The 17,996-nt window shown below is 55.7% G+C and carries 19 protein-coding genes; 9 read left to right on the forward strand and 10 right to left on the reverse strand.

The annotated features are described in order from the left end of the window. The first annotated feature begins 63 nt into the window (after positions 1-63). From C7476_RS17300 to C7476_RS17320, 5 genes are all read left to right on the forward strand, one after another. Complete coding sequence (locus tag C7476_RS17300) at positions 64-1,554, forward strand: hypothetical protein (RefSeq protein WP_147274678.1); 1,491 nt, start codon at positions 64-66, stop codon at positions 1,552-1,554. A gap of 64 nt (positions 1,555-1,618) precedes the next feature. After that, positions 1,619-1,999, forward strand: coding sequence for a response regulator transcription factor (locus C7476_RS17305; protein WP_114431143.1), 381 nt, complete (start codon positions 1,619-1,621; stop codon positions 1,997-1,999). Positions 2,000-2,001: 2 nt separating this feature from the next. Next, positions 2,002-3,765 (forward strand): tetratricopeptide repeat protein, encoded by a 1,764-nt coding sequence (locus tag C7476_RS17310; RefSeq protein ID WP_114431144.1) that lies wholly within the window; start codon positions 2,002-2,004, stop codon positions 3,763-3,765. Continuing rightward, entirely contained in the window at positions 3,765-4,805 is a 1,041-nt protein-coding gene (locus tag C7476_RS17315) for a HEAT repeat domain-containing protein (RefSeq protein WP_114431145.1), read from the forward strand. Before C7476_RS17310 ends, C7476_RS17315 begins: the two co-directional genes overlap by 1 nt. Beyond that, positions 4,805-6,229 carry a glycosyltransferase family 2 protein gene (locus C7476_RS17320; RefSeq protein ID WP_114431146.1) on the forward strand — a complete coding sequence of 475 codons (1,425 nt, stop codon included), beginning with the start codon at positions 4,805-4,807 and terminating at the stop codon, positions 6,227-6,229. Before C7476_RS17315 ends, C7476_RS17320 begins: the two co-directional genes overlap by 1 nt. Before the next feature lies 1 nt (position 6,230). Here the strand turns inward: C7476_RS17320 and C7476_RS17325 are convergent, their stop codons facing one another. The 8 genes from C7476_RS17325 to C7476_RS17360 form a co-directional block, all read right to left on the reverse strand. Continuing rightward, positions 6,231-6,545: an Hpt domain-containing protein gene (locus C7476_RS17325; RefSeq protein ID WP_114431147.1), complete on the reverse strand. Its 315-nt coding sequence runs from the start codon at positions 6,543-6,545 to the stop codon at positions 6,231-6,233. Positions 6,546-6,547: 2 nt separating this feature from the next. Then, entirely contained in the window at positions 6,548-6,925 is a 378-nt protein-coding gene (locus C7476_RS17330) for a response regulator (RefSeq protein WP_114431148.1), read from the reverse strand. A gap of 304 nt (positions 6,926-7,229) precedes the next feature. Next, positions 7,230-7,568, reverse strand: coding sequence for a slr1659 superfamily regulator (locus C7476_RS17335; protein ID WP_114431149.1), 339 nt, complete (start codon positions 7,566-7,568; stop codon positions 7,230-7,232). Positions 7,569-7,585: 17 nt separating this feature from the next. Continuing rightward, complete coding sequence (locus C7476_RS17340; protein WP_181872486.1) at positions 7,586-8,146, reverse strand: slr1658 superfamily regulator; 561 nt, start codon at positions 8,144-8,146, stop codon at positions 7,586-7,588. Between the two features lie 2 nt (positions 8,147-8,148). After that, positions 8,149-10,515 (reverse strand): SpoIIE family protein phosphatase, encoded by a 2,367-nt coding sequence (locus tag C7476_RS17345; protein WP_114431150.1) that lies wholly within the window; start codon positions 10,513-10,515, stop codon positions 8,149-8,151. Further along, a complete protein-coding gene (locus tag C7476_RS17350) occupies positions 10,512-11,690 on the reverse strand; it encodes a class I SAM-dependent methyltransferase (protein ID WP_114431151.1) in 1,179 nt (392 codons plus the stop codon). The genes C7476_RS17345 and C7476_RS17350 overlap by 4 nt, the downstream gene beginning before the upstream one ends. Then, complete coding sequence (locus tag C7476_RS17355) at positions 11,687-12,208, reverse strand: ubiquinone biosynthesis methyltransferase UbiE (RefSeq protein WP_114431152.1); 522 nt, start codon at positions 12,206-12,208, stop codon at positions 11,687-11,689. Before C7476_RS17355 ends, C7476_RS17350 begins: the two co-directional genes overlap by 4 nt. Before the next feature lie 158 nt (positions 12,209-12,366). Then, positions 12,367-14,019 carry a putative bifunctional diguanylate cyclase/phosphodiesterase gene (locus C7476_RS17360; protein ID WP_114431229.1) on the reverse strand — a complete coding sequence of 551 codons (1,653 nt, stop codon included), beginning with the start codon at positions 14,017-14,019 and terminating at the stop codon, positions 12,367-12,369. Positions 14,020-14,575: 556 nt separating this feature from the next. Here C7476_RS17360 and C7476_RS17365 point away from each other — a divergent pair. Next, positions 14,576-15,085: an OsmC family protein gene (locus C7476_RS17365; RefSeq protein WP_114431153.1), complete on the forward strand. Its 510-nt coding sequence runs from the start codon at positions 14,576-14,578 to the stop codon at positions 15,083-15,085. Between the two features lie 213 nt (positions 15,086-15,298). Here C7476_RS17365 and C7476_RS17370 read toward each other — a convergent pair whose 3' ends face one another. Then, positions 15,299-16,174 carry an aldo/keto reductase gene (locus C7476_RS17370; protein WP_114431154.1) on the reverse strand — a complete coding sequence of 292 codons (876 nt, stop codon included), beginning with the start codon at positions 16,172-16,174 and terminating at the stop codon, positions 15,299-15,301. A gap of 195 nt (positions 16,175-16,369) precedes the next feature. Between C7476_RS17370 and C7476_RS17375 the strand changes: the two genes are divergently transcribed. Continuing rightward, on the forward strand, positions 16,370-16,618 hold the full coding sequence (locus C7476_RS17375; protein ID WP_114431230.1) for a DUF2188 domain-containing protein: 249 nt from the start codon (positions 16,370-16,372) through the stop codon (positions 16,616-16,618). Positions 16,619-16,634: 16 nt separating this feature from the next. Further along, positions 16,635-17,264 (forward strand): glutathione S-transferase family protein, encoded by a 630-nt coding sequence (locus C7476_RS17380; RefSeq protein ID WP_114431231.1) that lies wholly within the window; start codon positions 16,635-16,637, stop codon positions 17,262-17,264. 1 nt (position 17,265) lies between these two features. Here C7476_RS17380 and C7476_RS17385 read toward each other — a convergent pair whose 3' ends face one another. Continuing rightward, positions 17,266-17,523: a DUF982 domain-containing protein gene (locus C7476_RS17385; RefSeq protein WP_245426397.1), complete on the reverse strand. Its 258-nt coding sequence runs from the start codon at positions 17,521-17,523 to the stop codon at positions 17,266-17,268. 138 nt (positions 17,524-17,661) lie between these two features. Between C7476_RS17385 and C7476_RS17390 the strand changes: the two genes are divergently transcribed. Beyond that, a complete protein-coding gene (locus C7476_RS17390) occupies positions 17,662-17,994 on the forward strand; it encodes a hypothetical protein (RefSeq protein ID WP_114431155.1) in 333 nt (110 codons plus the stop codon). The last annotated feature ends 2 nt before the right edge of the window (positions 17,995-17,996 follow it).

The raw sequence follows: 17,996 nt of genomic DNA on the forward strand, positions 1-17,996 counted from the left end.
TCAGATCCCGTTTTGCTCAGGAACGAACTGAATCCTGGTATCTGTGAAAGACAAGATAGTGTGATGAAGCGAGCGGACGTCACTTGGGAGGGTCTTATTGCCAAGAGCCCCACAGAGCCCTCCAGCCTTGTCATCGAAGGTTCGACAAAAGACGGGCATTTTGTCCCTGAACGAGCGCGTGGCGACAACGCTGATGCGTTGCCGCGTTTGGCCCTATTGCCATTTGGAGTCAACGTTTTATCACTGTTGGATCCAACCGTCTTCGGGCGAGAAAAACGCGTGTTTATCAAAAAGGACGGTTATGGACTGCGGTTGATCTGCAAGCCTGGCAAAGCACCTGCCGGATCGATCCTGAAACCAAGAGCGCACCGTTTTCCCCAAGGTCTTGACCAAACCATCGCGATCGAGGGTGTCGCACGCGGCGAATTCCGTTTTGCAGCCACTGTAGCCGGAGCGGACGCTCCAACAACTGCGCTGATTTTTCCGCGGAACGAGATGTCAAAGATGGAATTGTCACTGGGGTTGAATTCGTCTGGCCTTAACACGCCGAGACATGACGCGGATCAAATCGTGGTCCTGTGTCCGGAGAGTGCAGGCAAGATCGAGATCAAGTCAATCATTCTGCAACCGGATGCGAAACCTGCCAAACCCGCTATCTTGGCATCCTGGGTATGGAAACCGGAAGAATGGCAGCGAAAACCCGGCGAAGTCCTTGCCTGGGCGAAATCGATGCAGCTTGATCGCCTTTACCTTCAGCTCGACATCGTATCGGGTCAAGTTGCACAGCCAGAGGTGCTTGGGGCATTCCTGGTGGAAGCAGCAGATCTTGGCATAGCGGTCTTTGCCGTTGAGGGTGATCCCGGGATGATCCGTGGCGATGGAAGAAACAATGCACTGGCGCGGACAGGCGCTATCTCCAGATTCCAGGAAGCAGCGACGCCAAGCGGGCGGCTTGCCGGCATACAGTATGATATCGAGCCGTATATATTGCCGGCATATGCATTTGATCGGCGAACTATGTGGAATGACTGGTCTGACACGCTGAAACAACTTCACGCCCTTTGGCGTGGCAAGGTCGAGGTCGTCGTTCCATTCTGGCTGACCGATGATCTTTACGGGCAGGAAGCGATCGAACGCATACGGCCATTTATTTCATCCTTGGCGGTGATGTCCTACCGCACGGAAGATCAGGCGATCGTGAATGTCTCCGAGCCATGGCTGACCTGGGGCGTTTTACACGGCGTCGACATTGTCATTGCCTTGGAAAATGGACCCATCCCGGATGAAGTTCACCGGAGCTATGTGCGTTCGGAAACGGGCACAGCTGAGCTTGTCCGCTTTTCTGCGGCGGATGCCGTCGTGCTGTCGGACGTACCGGTTTCATCAAAGGAAAAGATGATTTATAGGTTCAACCATGAGATAACAGTATCCGGTAGCAGAATCAGTTTTCAGGGAAAACTGCCTACGTTGCTGGCGACGATCGACAGACTCCGTTCCACATTCCCTGCATGGCGATCTTTTTCCGGATTTGCCCTGCACGGGCTAAAGCAATAATCCTGCAGTGCACACTTGAAATCTGATTCGGCATTTTGAAAGACAAGATGGCTTGGATGACTGCATGACCGAAAAAGCAAAAATCCTGATCTGCGATGATGACCTGTTGCTCCTTGACCTTGTTGAATTCAAGCTCAAGGCCAAGGGCTATTCAGTGGTTCGCGCTGAAAACGGTGAGGACGCGCTCGTCGCTATGGCGGCAGAAAGGCCCGACCTGATCGTTCTCGATGCGATGATGCCGCTCCTGGACGGGTTTGAAGTGCTAAAGCGCGTCAAGCAGGATCCGAATTTTTCACCTGTGCCAGTGGTCATGCTAACCGCGCGAAGGGCCGAAAAAGATATCGTCAGTGCGCTTGATCGGGGTGCGGATGATTATCTGGTCAAGCCTTTTATTCCCGACGAGCTGCTGGCGCGTATCTCGCGGCTGCTTGCCGCGAGACGGTAGTTATGCAGGCGCGACGCTTCGCCTGGAGAACCGCTGCGGCGGCTGTGCTGAGTTTTTGTGCGGCATCGGCACTCGCGCAGACGAGCGATGTCGAGCGCCTTTACAAGGAAGCGGTGGAGGCGCGGCTTCATAAAAAGTTTGACGAGGCAAGGTCCAAGCTTGAGGAGGCAGCAAAAATCGCGCCGGCCAACGCTGATGTCTTTGTCCAGCTGGGTTTTACACTCCTCGCCCAAGGGGACATGAACGGCGCGGAAGCGGCCTTTAAGCGAACGCTTGAGATATCACCAGCTTATGTTGACGCCAAGTTTGGACTTGCTCAGATAGCCTTCAGGCGCGGCGATCTCGCGGGGGCGCAGCAACTCGTTGATCAGGTTCTGACAGAACGGCCGAATGACGCCGACGCCGACGCACTGCGGGTCAACATCGCCAAAGCGGAAGCGGAGAAAGCACGACCACATGCCGCAGCACGAGATTCAGGCAAACCTGCTCGGAAGACGCCTACTGTCGCGCGTCTGGATCCCGCTGTTAAATGGATAGGCGCAGCACGCAAACTTCGGACCGAGGGACGCTTTGCCGAAGCGGAAGCTCTATACCGCGAGGCGTTGAACCGCGATCCACGCAATGTCGACGTGCTCGTCGCGCTGGGACTGGTGCAAGGGTATCAGCAGAAGTTCGACGATGCGCGGCTGAGCTTTGAGAAAGCATTATCGTTTGAACCGAATTCGCTCGATGCCAGGATTGGCCTTGTCCGGTTGTCGGTCTGGACAGGCAATATTGAACAGGCTGCGGCTCAGTTGCAGTTACTCTCCACAGCGGCACCGGATAACCGAGAAATCGAGGGATTGCGGGCGCGGGTTTTGCTTCTCGAGGGGCACACCGCCCAAGCGGAAGCGGCTTTTGCAGCCCTTGTTGCCTCCGATGGCAGCGATGTCGATGCCGTTCTCGGCCTAGGGGATGCTCGCCGGGCGCGTGGGCGCGAAAACGCGGCGCTCGAAGCCTACCAGAAAGCACACATACTCGATCCGGAATCGGCGGACGTTCGCCAGCGTCTCGAAGCGCCCACGCCGAAATTTTGGCGGCTCGACATCGATGGCAACTATAGCACCTTGACCGGATCGCAACCGGACTGGTCGGAGGCCAGCGTCGCGCTATCGCGCGCGTTCGGCCCTGATACCACACTGACTGCCCGTTTCTTTGCGGCCACGCGCTTCGATCATCACGACCAGCAGGCCGAGCTTGGCATCGCGCACAAATTCAGCGAGCTTTTCTCCGGATACGCAGCCGCCTCAGTGACACCCGACGCGAATTTCTTGCCGCAATACGCCATCGGCGGTGGCGGAGCCTTCGTCGTTACAAAGGGAGGCGAGCGTTTCGGACCTTTGTCGGCGACGCTTGATCTTAAATTCGAACGCTATAGCGACGGCAATGTCGAAACGATTTCACCGGGACTGCAGCAGTCGCTGTGGTCGGAAAAACTGGTGCTGACAGCCAAGTGGATCAACGTCTTCGATCAACAACAGCACCATGCGGGAGGGTACCTTGCCCGCGTCGACTGGGCCGTTGTCGATCGCTTGCGCGTTTTTGCCGGTTACTCTGACGCCTTGGAGCCCTCTGACGGCGTGATGATCCCAACGCGATCGGTTTTCGGCGGACTTTCATTCGACGTCAACGAACAGGTGACCCTTCGGACCAACTTCGCCCACGAAGAACGCGAGAATGCTTACAATCGCGACGTTTACGGCGTTGGCATGACCTGGCGGTTTTGATGTTGTACGGCCTCTGGATTTCGTCCCTCCTTCTTGCCACCATTTCATTGTTGGTGATGGTGGGCTTGGTGGCGGCGCGTCTATTTCGAGCACACAGGCAGGATCGTCGCGAACAGGCCCGTAAGCGGCTACTTCCTGCTTTCCTCACCTTCACCGAAGACGGCGATCAAGAAGCTTTTCTGGGCAAAGTCGCCACAGTTCCCATGTCAACTACTGTCGATTTGGCGCTCGAATTCCTCAACCTCATGCGGGGTGACGAACACGAAAGTCTCGTCAATGTCCTGACCACAGCAGGGGTTGCCAAAGAGCTCATTTCGCGTGTCACCCGGGGCGATAAAACCCGTCGAATTCATGCGGTCGAGGCTCTGCCGTTTTTTCCCGGCTCCGACACATTGGCGGCTTTTCAGAGAGCGCTGAAGGATAGATCGGCAGACGTACGCCTTGCGGCGGCAATCGGCCTTGTCGCTGGCGGCAGCACCATGCCGCTGTCGGATTTGCTGGACGAACTGAGAGTGGGGGACCTGGCATCGCGCCGTCTGGTTGGTCTGTTTCGCCGCCTTCCGTCGGATCGATCAGATGAGTTGAGAACAATCCTGACATCGAGAGATACACCGTCGATTGTACAGGCCGCAGCGATAGAGGCGCTTGGAACTTCGGGCGATTACTCGCTCTTGCCCTTGTTTGCCGCCTCCGTAGCAGATGGCGAGCCGGAAGTCAGTGCTGCAGCCATCCATGCGATTGGCGAACTCGCACACCCGGCAGGAGCCGCTACGGTTGTGCGTGCGCTCTCGAGCGAAGATTGGCAAGTTCGTGCAGAAGCAGCAGCGGCAGCAGCTCGCATTGGCCTCGATACCGCCAGTAGGCAACTGAGCGAGCTCCTTGAGGATGACGAATGGCTGGTTCGGTACGCGGCCAGCAAGGCGCTCTTCAATCTGGGCACTGAGGGCCGCAGCGTTCTGGCGGAGGTTGCAAGAAACGGTAAACCTCGCAGTCAGCGGACCGCCGCACTTCTGCTCGCCGAGGAAGGGTACGAGGCATAATGAACAATTGGCTCCCCTGGACTACCGGCAGTGCCACAATCATCGCGTGGTTCGTCATCGCTTGTGGTCTGGCGCAGACGGCAGTCTATTTGTTGCAGTTGGTGCTGGCAGCGTTGGCGCTTTCCCGCCGTCCTCCCGTCGCCAGGGCGACACTGCTGTGGCGTCGCTACAGCGATGTTGCACCGCCGGTAGCGCTTGTCGTCCCCGCCTACAATGAAGAGATGAATGTCGTTGAAAGCGTGCGTTCGCTACTTTCGCTGGAGTACCCGGCCTATGAGGTAATTGTCGTCAATGACGGTTCGCGCGATGCGACATTGGATCGATTGAAGGAGGCGTATCAACTTCAGCTGGTGACCCGGCCGTACGAAGAGGCGCTGTCTCATGCGCCGATCCGGGGAATCTATGCGTCGCAATTCAGTAACCGCCTGTTCGTGGTCGACAAGGAGAACGGTGGAAAAGCCGACGCCCAGAATGCCGGTATCAACGTTTCCCGTGCGCCGTTATTCTGCGTCATCGACGCGGATTCAATTCTCGAACCGGATGCGCTGCTCCGTGCTGTACATCCGTTCGTGGATGATCCTGTGCGGACCATTGCCGTCGGCGGGACCATTCGTATCGCCAATGGCTCCGAGGTGAGTGGCGGACGTGTCTCGAACGTGCGCCTGCCCCGAAAGCTGCTGCCTCTGCTGCAGATCGTCGAATACCTTCGGGCGTTCCTGATGGCCCGGCTGGCCTGGAGCCGCATCAACAGCCTGATGCTGGTTTCCGGAGCGTTCGGTCTTTTTCGCCGTCGTGAGGCCGTAGAAGTGGGAGGATTCACAAAGGGTTCGATGGGCGAAGACCTCGATTTTGTGGTGAAATTGCATCGTCACATGCGGGATAATCGCCGCGACTACAGGATCGAGTTTATTCCGGAGCCCGTTTGCTGGACAGAGGCTCCCGAGTCCCTTGACGTTCTCGGTCGCCAGCGTGCCCGCTGGCAGCGGGGTTCGCTCGAAGTATTCTTCCGCTATCGCTCGATGCTCTTCAATCCGCGCTATGGCCGTATTGGTTTTCTTGGCTTTGGCCACATATTGCTGGTTGATGTCATCGGACCGGTCATCGAAGTCCTCGGCTATATTTTGATGCCTGCTTTTTGGCTGCTTGGCATTCTTGCCGTCGATTATCTTCTTGCTTTCACCGCACTGGTGTTTACCTACGGCGTGTTTATCAGTGTCATGTCCCTGATCCTTGAAGAGGCCGAGCTGCGGCGTTTTCCGAGGGCACGGGATCTGGTTATTCTGACCTTGGCAGCGATACTGGAGAACTTTGGCTACCGCCAGCTCAACAATTACTGGCGCCTGAAAGGCATGTGGCAATATGCACGCGGCGGCACCGGCTGGGGCGAGATGACCCGCAAGGGTTTTGCCAAGCAGGCCAAGTGATTTAGGACTTTTCGACGTCCTGGAGCGCGGCGCATGTTGCTGTCACGAGACGACGTAGTAGAGCGTGGGCTGCCACCACGTCGATCGGTCCGTCCTCGTCACGAAGGACCGTTTCAAGTTCAATTGCGGCGTTACTGATCTCTTGAAAGCCGAACATACCACCGGCCCCAGCCAGCGAGTGTACAAGCGCTAAAAAATCCTTCTGCTCATCGCCTGTCGCGTCGTCGAGCAATGAGTGACCGGCCTGAAGAACAGGAAGATTTGCCTTGCAGCGCTCAAGAAAACGCCGGCGCAACTGACCGAGTTTGTCTTCCATGTTCAGCTCGCCTGAAGATATTTGCGTACGTCTCCCGCCAATGCCATTGGATCAAACGGTTTCGCGATGACACCCGCCGCGCCCAGTTGCAGAAAGCGCTCGACGTCGCGCGCCTGCGTTCTTGCTGTAATGAAGACAACCGGTATGTCTTGGGTGATTGCGTCCCGACGCAGCTCCCCTAAGGTCATCGGACCGTCCATGCCGGGCATCATGACATCGAGCAGTATCAGATTCGGGTTCCAAGCCCTTGCTGCATCAAGAGCCTCCTGGCCGCCCGCACAGGTTCTCACCTCGAAAGCAGGATCCAGTTCCAACGCCATTGCGGCGACCTCGCGAATATCACTCTCATCGTCAACATAGATCACACGCCAGGATGCCAATACGTCCTCCAATCAATAGAATTTGGAGAAACTTGCTTTATTTCAACCTCACCGTCTAGCCTCTTCGGCAAACGGCTCCATATATGATATCCCGGATGATGGTAGCGGCCGTGCAGATCTCGGCCTGGTGTGATCGTCGAACGACTGAGAACACTACACTCTGCAACAATTGAACTGAGCACTGGTTTCCAAACATCGCGCCATAGGAGTGCCTGACCGGGTTACTCTCTCCGCCATTGCGGCCCATCTTCAGAAAGGTTAAATCGTCCGCTATTGCGTGATGAGAACGACGTCCTCTCCCCAGTCAATGGACGAGAAGTTCCAATGCCGGATGTAGTTTCTTGAGATTTGGCAACGATTTAGACTGCCATGGCGTTTCAGAAGTTCCCCGAACAACAAGGTGAACGTTTGGATGCTTGCGGACTTCTATTGTGAATTTCGCCAGCAGGTTGATACCGGACGAGTTGAGAAATTCAAGATCTGACAGATTGAGTGTGATGGAGGGCGGCGTCGAAGCCAGAACGCTCATCATCAAAGACAAAATTGGTGCATACGCCTCAGAACTGGCCAGCCGCATAATTCCATCGAAATGGATGTCGCTCCCTTCGGTCCACACGCGATACTGTTCTGTTTTGATTTCCATATTTGAATTCATTTCGCTTAATGATAAATTTGTGAGATCGGAAGGGAAGCATATATTTCCAAAGAGACCACGTCGGTTTCGTCGGCTGGACTGAATATCCAGGCCAGCCGAGCGCCATAGTCGCTCATCAATGTTAACAACCCGAGACCGGAGCCTGTCGCCTCGGGATCTGCAGCATTCGCTTCGAGCCGTTGGATAAGGAGTTCAGCTGGATCTCCCACCGTGATCTCTGACAAAAGGCTCTGAAACTCGGCGGCGGTCTCACTATCAACGACGTTCGAAATCTTGACCTTGAAACTCTCCGCATCCATCGATGCCTCGACCATGATCTCACCCGGCGCGCGAAACTTGACCGCATTCTCCATAAGCTCGTTGACAAGATACCCGACGCTGTGCCGAACTTCCTTGTAGTCGTTGCGAGACGACTGAAATCGCAGTGCGAAGAGATCGGCAATAAAGTCCGAGGTTGTGGCACAATGGTGCCAACTGATGTCGAGAGGTCCGTCGAACAACCGAACGCGGCTAACGCTCTCATTCATGCCGATAGCAAGGTCGGCTGTACCGAACAGTGTTGTCATCGTTATTTATGCCTCATAATCACGAGAGTGATGTCGTCGTGTATCTTTTGGGTTCCAATATGGGCCATAAGATCTTCAAGAACTCCAGTTTTAATCTCTTCGGCGGTGCCACCATAACGTTGGCGTGCACTCTCGGAAAGGCGGTTGATACCGTAGAATGTCCCTTCCAGGTCCTCCGCCTCGGTCACGCCGTCGGTGTAGAGCACAATCACGTCGCCGCTGCTGAAAGGAATGGCGTGCGTTTCAACGAACGGCAATATGTCGAGTTCGAGACCAACCGGTAGGCCCAAGTTGAGCGTGTCGATACGTTCAACCGCTCCGCCCGCTCGAATGACGAGAACCTCCTCATGTTGGCCGGACAGCGTTATCCGCTCATCCTCATAGTCGAGGAAGGCCAGACTGAGATGCTTGTCGGTGTTCGTGCGCTCTATATTCTTGAATATCGCTCTGTTCAGCCGATCTAGAAACTGACGTGGATCGCCCTCACCCGTTTCTTGTAATGCGCGTACAATCGATTGGACCATCAGCATCAACACGCCGCTCTCCAGTCCATGACCGGTCACGTCGCCGATTCCGATCTTGACGCGTGACCCGTTCTGCAAGACGTCATAGTAGTCGCCGCCTACTTCGTCGGCCGGCCGCATATAGGCGGCGATTTCGATGCAAGGGATCGCTTCAAGCTCGTGCGCCCTCGGCAACACCATCAACTGAATTTGTCTGGCGACGGCTAGTTCTGCCCCGAGGCGTAGATTCTCGTCCTGCAATTTACTATTTAGTGCGGAAATCTCTTGATTTGCGCCCTCAAGTTCGCTGGTTCGTTCGTCAACCAGGCGCTCAAGGTTTTCCGTATGAAAGCTGATCTGTTCGGCCATTCGGTTGAACGCGGCACCTGCTTCTCCAACTTCGTCGCGCGTGGGAATGTTCACTCGAACTGAGTAGTCCTTGGCCTGAAGCCGTCGGGCGGCACTGGCAAGCGCGCTCAAACCCGCCGTGATCCGCTTTGAAATTCCGAGTACCGCTGCAAAAACGATCAAGAGCGAGACCGCGATTGCAATTATCTGGTAGATCAGAATACGGTTTGTTGCTCGAGAAATACCGTCCTGAGCCGCAAATAATGCGGCATAAATCTCCCGTTCCGGAACGACGATCCCGACCGACATTGTTTCCGGCTTTATGGGCCCCGAACTCCAGAGATTTGTTGATCGCAATCTCTTGAGAACGACAATGTAAGGAACGCTCTCACCCCGGTTATCGAGCATAATATGCTGAATGACGCCGTCATTGTCCTGGTCGAGAGGCAGCGCAGCGATGGCTGGCTGCGTGCTGTGCCGAAGGGACCTCTCCAAGCCGGTAACGCCTTGCGTACCCGTGTCGCTGGATGATTTGAGGCCGATGATCGCCTCACCGGCCGGATTTATCGCTAACACATTACCGTTCGACATCGTCAGGAAGCCGAACCCGGTTCCAGCGATCTTCACGTTCTCGACAATCTCAGCGAGCTGGTCGAGCGTGATATCTGCCCCTGCTGTACCGGCGACGCCGGTCCTGTCTTTTGTCCACAAAGGATGAAAAAAACTGACGATCAGCTTTCCAGTGATGGCATCGGTGTAGGGTGCTGTCTGCGTGATATCGTCGGCGACCGGGCGGGAGGCTGGATCGCTGGCCCATTGTTGCCAGGAACCATAGATTCCTGGAAAGAAAAACTCCCAGAAATCGGCCTTGTTATGGCCGGGGTAGAGCCGGTCGAATGTCTGGGCCTGTTCGGTATAGGGCGCGGTCCTGAAGATCGGCGATTCCTTTGGACCTATATAGTACATCTGCAGCTTGGATGATCCGCCGGCCAATAGGCTCGGTGCAACGAGATCGAGCACGGCACTGTTGTCGATCGCCTGCTGGACGTCGTCACGTGGGGCGTGATTTGCACCTAGCAAATAGCCCCAGACGCTCACCACGGATGGTGCCCCGGGCAGGTTCTGCGCCCAATCGCCTTGTGGGTTGTAAACCACCGTCACAGAACCAGGAGCTTGCCGCGCCAGAGTCGTTCCTATCTGTTCTTGCCTCGCCGGCTCGTCGATCTGCGCTTGAATAACTCCAGCTAACGTTTTGACGTCCGCATGTACCCGGTCGACCAGAAGATCAACGCGCGAAGCAGTCGATTCGGCGTAGGAGCGAATATACTCCTGGTTTGTGGTCGTCAAACCTTGACCGACTTCCAAAGCCGCGTCCTGAGACAGCTTTTGCACGTTCCACAGCGCCAACCCGCCGCTAACAAGGAGATCGAACAAAACTGCGCCGCCGACGACCAACACGAACTTTGCGCGGAAGGAGCGCAGACCGAAGCGCTGCGTTTGCTCGCCGTCGGCGCTCATAGCGGCTTTCGCCCGGATGCGACCCAGATCGGCCAGCCGGCATAGCCCTTGGGGTGAAGCGCCGCGAAGATATGGTCCTGAAAACCTTGCCGGAACCGTTCGACGAAGTCCGGAGCAGCGCCGCGGTTGATGGCCATGTCGCCAGCATAGACGCTTTCCCACGCTGCGATCATATCGGCGAAGTCCTGAGGATCGCCGTCTAGGTTAGTGACCATGAACGATTCGACTTGAACATCGTCGAATCCTGCCTCCATCAGATACCGTCGGCTCTTCGGTCCGAGCTCGACGTCCATCTCGAAATGCTCAAACAGCTTCGCAACCTCGTTGTATGTCCACTGAATGCTCTCGGAGCGCGGTTCGCCGAGGCAGTGCGAATTCTTTTCATTGGTGACATAGACGCGCCCACCCGGTTTGCATATCCGATAAAGCTCCTTCAGGATGAGTTCGGGCCGATTGAATATCTGCAGCGAATGCCGGCACGTCACCAAATCAAACTGATCTTCATCCAGCAGCATCTCTGACGCGTCGCCGTAGGTGTATTCAATACCGCGTATATGGAACGCTGCCGCCACGCTTCGCGCATAGGCCAGACTTGATCTGGAGTGGTCAAGGGCAACGATTCGCGACGGTTGGAACTCCTTTTGCACGAGCACGGCGAAATCACCGATTCCGCAGCAAATGTCGGCCATGACGATACCGGCTTGCATGCCATGGCGTGGCAGGATCGTCCGCTCATGCCGCCAGGTCATCTTCGTCTGCGTACGAAGAATCGGAATGAATCCGCCTTCTTCTAGGAAACTCTGTCCAGGATAAAACTCGCTGTCGTACTCCTCGACGGTGATGTTTGGTTCAATTCCGCTTAAGCGGCCGAATTTTTGCGTCGTCCATCCGACGACGCTTGATGTGACAACCACGAACTTGAGATCGGGGTGAGCTCGACAGGCATCGATGATGACGCGTGAGAACGCATGAAATGCCGTGTTGTTCATTTGCGTCAAGCGTCTGATGTTCACGTACAGGACACCGCGGACGCGATTAATGGAATCCTTCAACAGCGCTATACTGGGTGCAAGCTCATCAATCGTTTGGGGCCTTACCACCCCTGAAATCGAAAACTCCTGGTTGTTCGAGTCATATCGCGCTTTAAAATGCGGAAGAGCGTCGTATGGAGTCAATGTGGCAGCTCCTCAAGTGAGAGATCCACCAGGAGCGTGATCATATTCGCGTCGGCCTGCTTAAGCTGCAACGTCGCGTTGTAGGTAACAGCCAGCTCCAGGAGCACGACTTCACGGCTGGGCGCGACATCGCCGGATACTGAGTTGAGGTATCGCTCCCGAGCTTCGGACCCAGCAGCCTGCGACACCGCATTTTCATAGAACTGTCGCTCGTCCCGCGTGCATGGGAAGGTCAATTCGATCCTATCCGTCCCGCCTTGACGAGACACCCTGCAGGCCAAGTCACCGCCGGGATGGCGCGTGCGAAAGGCCACCTCCAATAATTCATTGAATGCAGAAGAAAACAGATTTGAATGCCGCACGGAATCGGATCTGTTGTGGCTGATCATGCGCGCCAGATAAGTCGCTATGTGGTCGCAGTGAAACCACGCCGAGAGGAACGCTTTGATATCCATGTCGAACTGGATCACAGGTTCAAAAACAGCTTCGCCGGCTACGTGCTTTGCGGTAACAGTCATTCGCGTTCCCCACTTAGTTTTATCCGCATAGAGCCGACCGAAGCAAGCGCAGTCCCCGGCGGCATGGTATCGGATACCTGATCCGGCGTAGCTTCACCACAAATCTTTGCATTCGCCCCTCCCCAAGCTGAACCTTCCTGCAGCGCAGGTTCCAAGCCCTACATCGCGCGATTCCGGCCCCCAGTTGTACCCACTGGGGTCGGTGCGGACCGCCTGATGAAATCGCGCGTCACCTCACCTGCCATTGGCTGCCCAAGTAAATAGCCTTGAAGATAATCACAATCCTCCTCGATCAGCCAACTCGCTTGCCCCGGCGTCTCAACTCCCTCAGCCGTTACGCTCATTCCAAGACCATGTGCCAAGCCTATGATCGATCGCACGATCGCTTGGCTCTTTTGGTCGGTTTCCAAGTCATCTATAAAATATTGGTCGATTTTCAAAGTATCGAACGGGAAGTTCTTGAGGTAACTCAAAGAGGAATATCGGGTACCAAAATCATCAAGGGAAATGCGGATCCCCAAGACACTCAGGGTATTCAATGTGTCGAGATTGTCGACGGTCTTCTCTAGGAGAACGGTCTCTGTTATTTCAAGTTCAAGCCGGTCGGCCCGGATCCCAACCGCGTCTATGACCTGCGCAACCGTATCTGTGAGTGCACCGCTAAGGAACTGCGCTGGTGACAGGTTCACGGCGACGGTCATCCAAGACGGCCATGTCCTTGCCTGGCGACAGGCTTGCTCGAGTACCCACCGCCCAATGTGATCCATGATACCGTCGGCTTCGGCGATCGGTATAAAGACGCTCGGGGGAATGATTCCAAATTCGGGGTGATGCCATCGCAATAGCGCTTCAAAGCCAACTACCGATGAAGGGGGCCGAAAAATCGGTTGATACTCCAGATAGAGTTCACCATGTGCGAGGGCGGCCCGTAGGCTGCGTCGTAAATTTTCGCGCTGTTCAAGCAGGAGCAGCATCGAGCGGTTAAAGATTCGCGCGCAGCCCCGTCCATCTCGTTTGGCTGCATAGAGAGCAATGTCCGCGGCCTTCATCAATTGCTCGCTCTCCGTTCCATGCTCCAGTCCGAAAGCGATCCCGATACTCGCGCCGATGAAGACGGGAATGCCGTTGATGAGAAACGGTGCCTTAAGTGTATCGACCAACGATGCTGCCAGGCGTTCGGCTTCAGCGGGCTGCTCCTTTCCCGACTGAATGACGGCAAACTCATCCCCAGCATATCGATATGCGAATTCGCCTTCCTGCAACTCGTTCCGGATGCGGTCTGCGACGAGCTGAAGCAACGTATCGCCCGCTCCATGACCGAGGGTGTCGTTGACCGCCTTGAAGTCGTCGAGATCGATTTGCAGCAGGGCCGCCTTTTCCTTCGATCCATCGATACCCGAGAGGGTTCGCTGCAGGCTTTCGCTGAATCGCCGTCGATTCTCCAATCCGGTCAGCGCGTCGTGCGATGCCTGATGCAAGAGCGTTATACGCTCCTGCATTTCCACCGAGCTCGGCTTACGGCGCTCCGTCGTTCTTTCAATAATTGCGAGTCCATCTGCAGCGCCGAAGACAAAAACGGAACCTTGCACCTGGCTTTGCGAGTCCCCCAACTCAACATTTGTCGGTGGGGCACCCCGAAGCACGCGATCCAGTTCTGCGCGGAGCTGAGAATCGAGAAAGCTCGGATAGACCTCCCAGACAGGGATTCCTGTCGCTGGCGCATGGCCGCCGATATTCTTGAGGTTTGCTGAGTGGTGCGTCAACCGAAGATTGCGATCATAAAATGACACGAGTTCAGCCGTGTTTGCCAAAAGCTCTACGAGACATGCCTCGCCAGCAACGAAATGGCCTGAGGATGCCCTCGTGGCTTCGTTACTCGACGCCTTCGGGCGCAAGAGCCAACTCCAAAGTTGGGACAAAATCTGCGTCTCCTCACCCCTATAGTGAGGTTAGATAGCATAACCATAAACGAGAGGACAAAGAGTTTTGGTGTACTGCGTTAATAGTCACGCAGGGATTCTCACATTGTTCCGGCTTAACGGTTGAAGCCGTATTGGTTGCGCACTGAGTTAGCTAACGGAATTGGCCGCCGTGTTTCGATCAAGTTCCGCACGTTATACGATTTCGGACCACATACGCTTGAAGATGCTGAAAACGCGCATTCGGATTGAACCTGAGGGTCTGCAACTCTCTATAGTCGCGCCATTAACCAAGTGATACGTACCGCAGCGATGCTCCCTTACCGCTCGGGGCTATTTGCATTGCACCGCGCTTCACCGTCATGCTTTCCTCAACACACGTCTTCCCTTACAATACTTCCCGACATGTGAAATGCCAAAACGGCCGTCGAAAAAAGGAGGGCCACCCATGGATGCTGCCACACTGCGCGCCATTCAGGCGCCGATCAAGGAGCGTTACAAAACCGATCCGAAGGACGCATATATCACGTTGAAGGCGTACGGAACGCTCGATGATCAAAATATCGCCTGCAGAGTGGAGACTGGACGCCTTCTCGCTGTTGCGGGCCTGCATCCCGCGACTGGGGGGACCGGCCTGGAACTGTGCTCCGGTGACATGCTGCTCGAAGCGCTCGTTGCCTGCGCGGGCGTGACCATGAAGGCAGTGGCGACGGCGCTGGAGATTCCGCTTCAATCGGCTGCCGTCTCGGCCGAAGGGGATCTCGATTTCCGCGGTACCCTCGGCGTTGCCAAGGATGCTGCAGTTGGCTTTGCCCAAATTCGCCTATTCTTCGACGTTGAAACGGACGCACCGCAAGACAAGCTCGACCAGCTCCTCAAGCTTACCGAACGCTACTGCGTGGTGTACCAGACCATTCGCAACGGACCGCCCGTCGAGGTGATGCTGCGGCGTTCATGACGCTCTTGTTCGAAAGGGGCGGGTCGAATTCGGGTGCCAGGTAGGTCGTTGTCTCGGGTTCAAGGTGCTCTCTAGGCCACCGATTGCCGCAATCGTGAAGCAATCAATCGCTTGCGCTGGGTGGTTCTCACAGGATGAAGCGCACCGGAAAATCATAGCCGGCCAGCGCCCCGCTGCTTGATCGCCTTCAGAACATGCTTGGCCCCGGACTGATTAGCCCGCCTTCCACGCCTTCCCTTCCGCATCGAGCGCAGCGAATTCTTGGTTGGAAAGTTCGATTGCCGCGGCCGCGACGTTTTCCGCGAGATGCACCGCCCTGGACGTACCCGGGATAGGCAGCATCACCGGGCTGCGCTTCAAGACCCAGGCCAGCGCGATCTGGCTTGGACCGGCCTCGTGAGCTGAGGCTATCTTGTCGAGAAGAGATCCGGGCTTTGCCAGATCGCCCGCTGCAAGCGGGAACCACGGAATGAAACCGATGTCGTTTTCGCTGCAATAGTCGAGCACGTCCTCGCTGGTTCGATCGACAAGGTTGTACCGGTTTTGGACCGTGGCCACTTTGAAATGCTTTGATGCGGACTTGATGTCGGCAACCGATACCTCGCTCAGGCCCGCATGACGGATTACACCATCATCAAGAAGCTTCTTTACCGCCGAAAACTGCTCGTCTCTCGGCACGTTCGCGTCGATCCGGTGCAATTGCCAGAGACCGATCTGTTCCACACCAAGCCGGCGGCAGCTGGCATAGGCCTGCTGAATCAAATATTCCGGTCGACCGAGCGGCGTCCACAGGTTCGGGCCCGTGCGTGCGAGCCCAGCTTTCGTTGCGATCAACATATCGCCATAGGGGTGCAACGCTTCCTTGATCAACTCTTCGGAGACGTTAGGACCGTAGGAATCGGCGGTATCGATGAAATTCACGCCGAATTCGGGAAGGCGCTCCAACGTACGGATCGCTTCGGCACGATCGGCCGGTTCGCCCCATATCCCCGGACCCGTAATGCGCATGGCACCGAAGCCGAGGCGATTGATCTCGATGTCTCCGCCAATTCTGAATGTGCCCGAAAGCGCTGCATTGGATTTGGACATGTCCTATCCTTTCGTTCGACCGCCAGATAAGTGTGCTACATTAAACCCTGCGGCCATTCGTTCGACAAATCACTGAAGATTTACTTTGCCGTCGATCGCGATTTTGACTGGAACAAAATCTTCGGCGGTTCATTTTCTTTTCGCCTGATAGCAGCACCGTGCAATCAGATCAGTCGGTCCAAATGGAGAACTTTCATGCATCTCACCTATCATGTCCATGCCCATGACGGCGGCTGGGCCTACAAGCTCGGAGACGTCTGGTCCGAAAAGTTTCCCTCCCATGACGCTGCGTTGAGAGCTGCCAGGGAGGCAGCCAAACGCCAGCAGATTGGTGGCGAGGATGCCCAGATCAGCTATGAAACCTCAGATGGCACATGGCATCAGGAATCGATCAGGGGAAGCGACCGGCCTGAAGTCGATGTCGAGGATGACGCCAAAACTTGATGGAGCAAAGGTTGTCATGAGCAAATATGTTCTCATCGGATCGAAAGGTTGCGGGTCGGTTGTCATCGAATTGGCAATGCTCAAAGCCGGCGCTGAATTCGAACTCGAAGAGATCCCCTATCTCGAGCCGGGCCCCGATCGCGACCGTTTGCTGGAATTGAATCCGCTCGGACAAGTTCCGACGCTGATCATGCCGGACGGCGATGTCATGACCGAAAGCGCGGCGATTATCCTTCATCTGGCCGACGCGTTTCCTGATGCAAAACTTGCGCCTGCAACCAGCGACCGTCAACGGCCGGCATTTCTCCGCTGGCTCATTTACCTCGTCAGCGAGATCTACCCGACGTCCACATTCAGCGATGATCCTGCCCGCTGGCAACTACCGAAAGATGCACAGGACGGTTACAAGCGGACTGTCGATCAATATCGCAAAACATTGTGGGGACACGTGGAAGACGTCGCCGATACACCCTGTTTTCTCGGCAATGATTTCAGCGCGATCGACCTTTATATCGCGGTCATGCGCAACTGGCGGCCCGGAAGGAAAGAATTCTCGCAATCCTTTCCAAAACTCACCGAAATCGCCGACAATATAGCCAACGACCCGATGTTCTCGGGCGTTCTGAAGCGCAACTTCGATACGTGACCTAGGATCTCTTCACCGGATAATCGACAAATATGCGAGCCTCTTTGGCTGCTTCGATAAACGCTGAGCGGCATTCAGTAACTGTTACCTTACCATCCAGCGCATCAAGACATTTCTGCCTTGCCGCCTTCAGTTTGACGCCGTCATGAATTGGCCAGTTCATCAACAGAACTTCGGCGGCCTCTGGGGCAGACGCGATGTTCCGGGACTTTCCGGCAGGCTGGATTTCGATGGTCACAGAGGGAAACGGTGTGGTCATAGCGCAACCTAACGTTTCAATGTGACAGTTGTTCCATGACGATTTTTGTCTGCCGGACTTCAGGGGATACATCCTGCTGCAACAAAACCGGTGCCGCCACGTTTCGTATGGAATAGACCTGTGCAGACGGAGCCAACCATGGAAACGCTCAAAATTTTTCGCCTTCTGCCTATTGCCGACGAAGCCGATCCGCGCTGGGATAATGCGGATAATCAGGGCGAAGTCATCGTTCGCGCTCGATCCGCTGCCGATGCCCGAGTCGTAGCCGCGGAAGCCGAGGACGATTTCCTTGAGATGGACGTGGCGCCTGCCGACGGGGATACGACAAGAACATTTAGCGCATTTCGAGACGACAAGCTTTATACCGTCGTGGAAGACACGTCAGACCGGTATCCCCCCATCGGAGCGCGCGCGGTCATTGAAGGAAACATCCGGCCTGTGATCCTGTCGACGCGTCAGGCGGATCGATGAAC

This window comes from Phyllobacterium bourgognense (genome assembly GCF_003337575.1).
Lineage (GTDB): Bacteria > Pseudomonadota > Alphaproteobacteria > Rhizobiales > Rhizobiaceae > Phyllobacterium > Phyllobacterium bourgognense.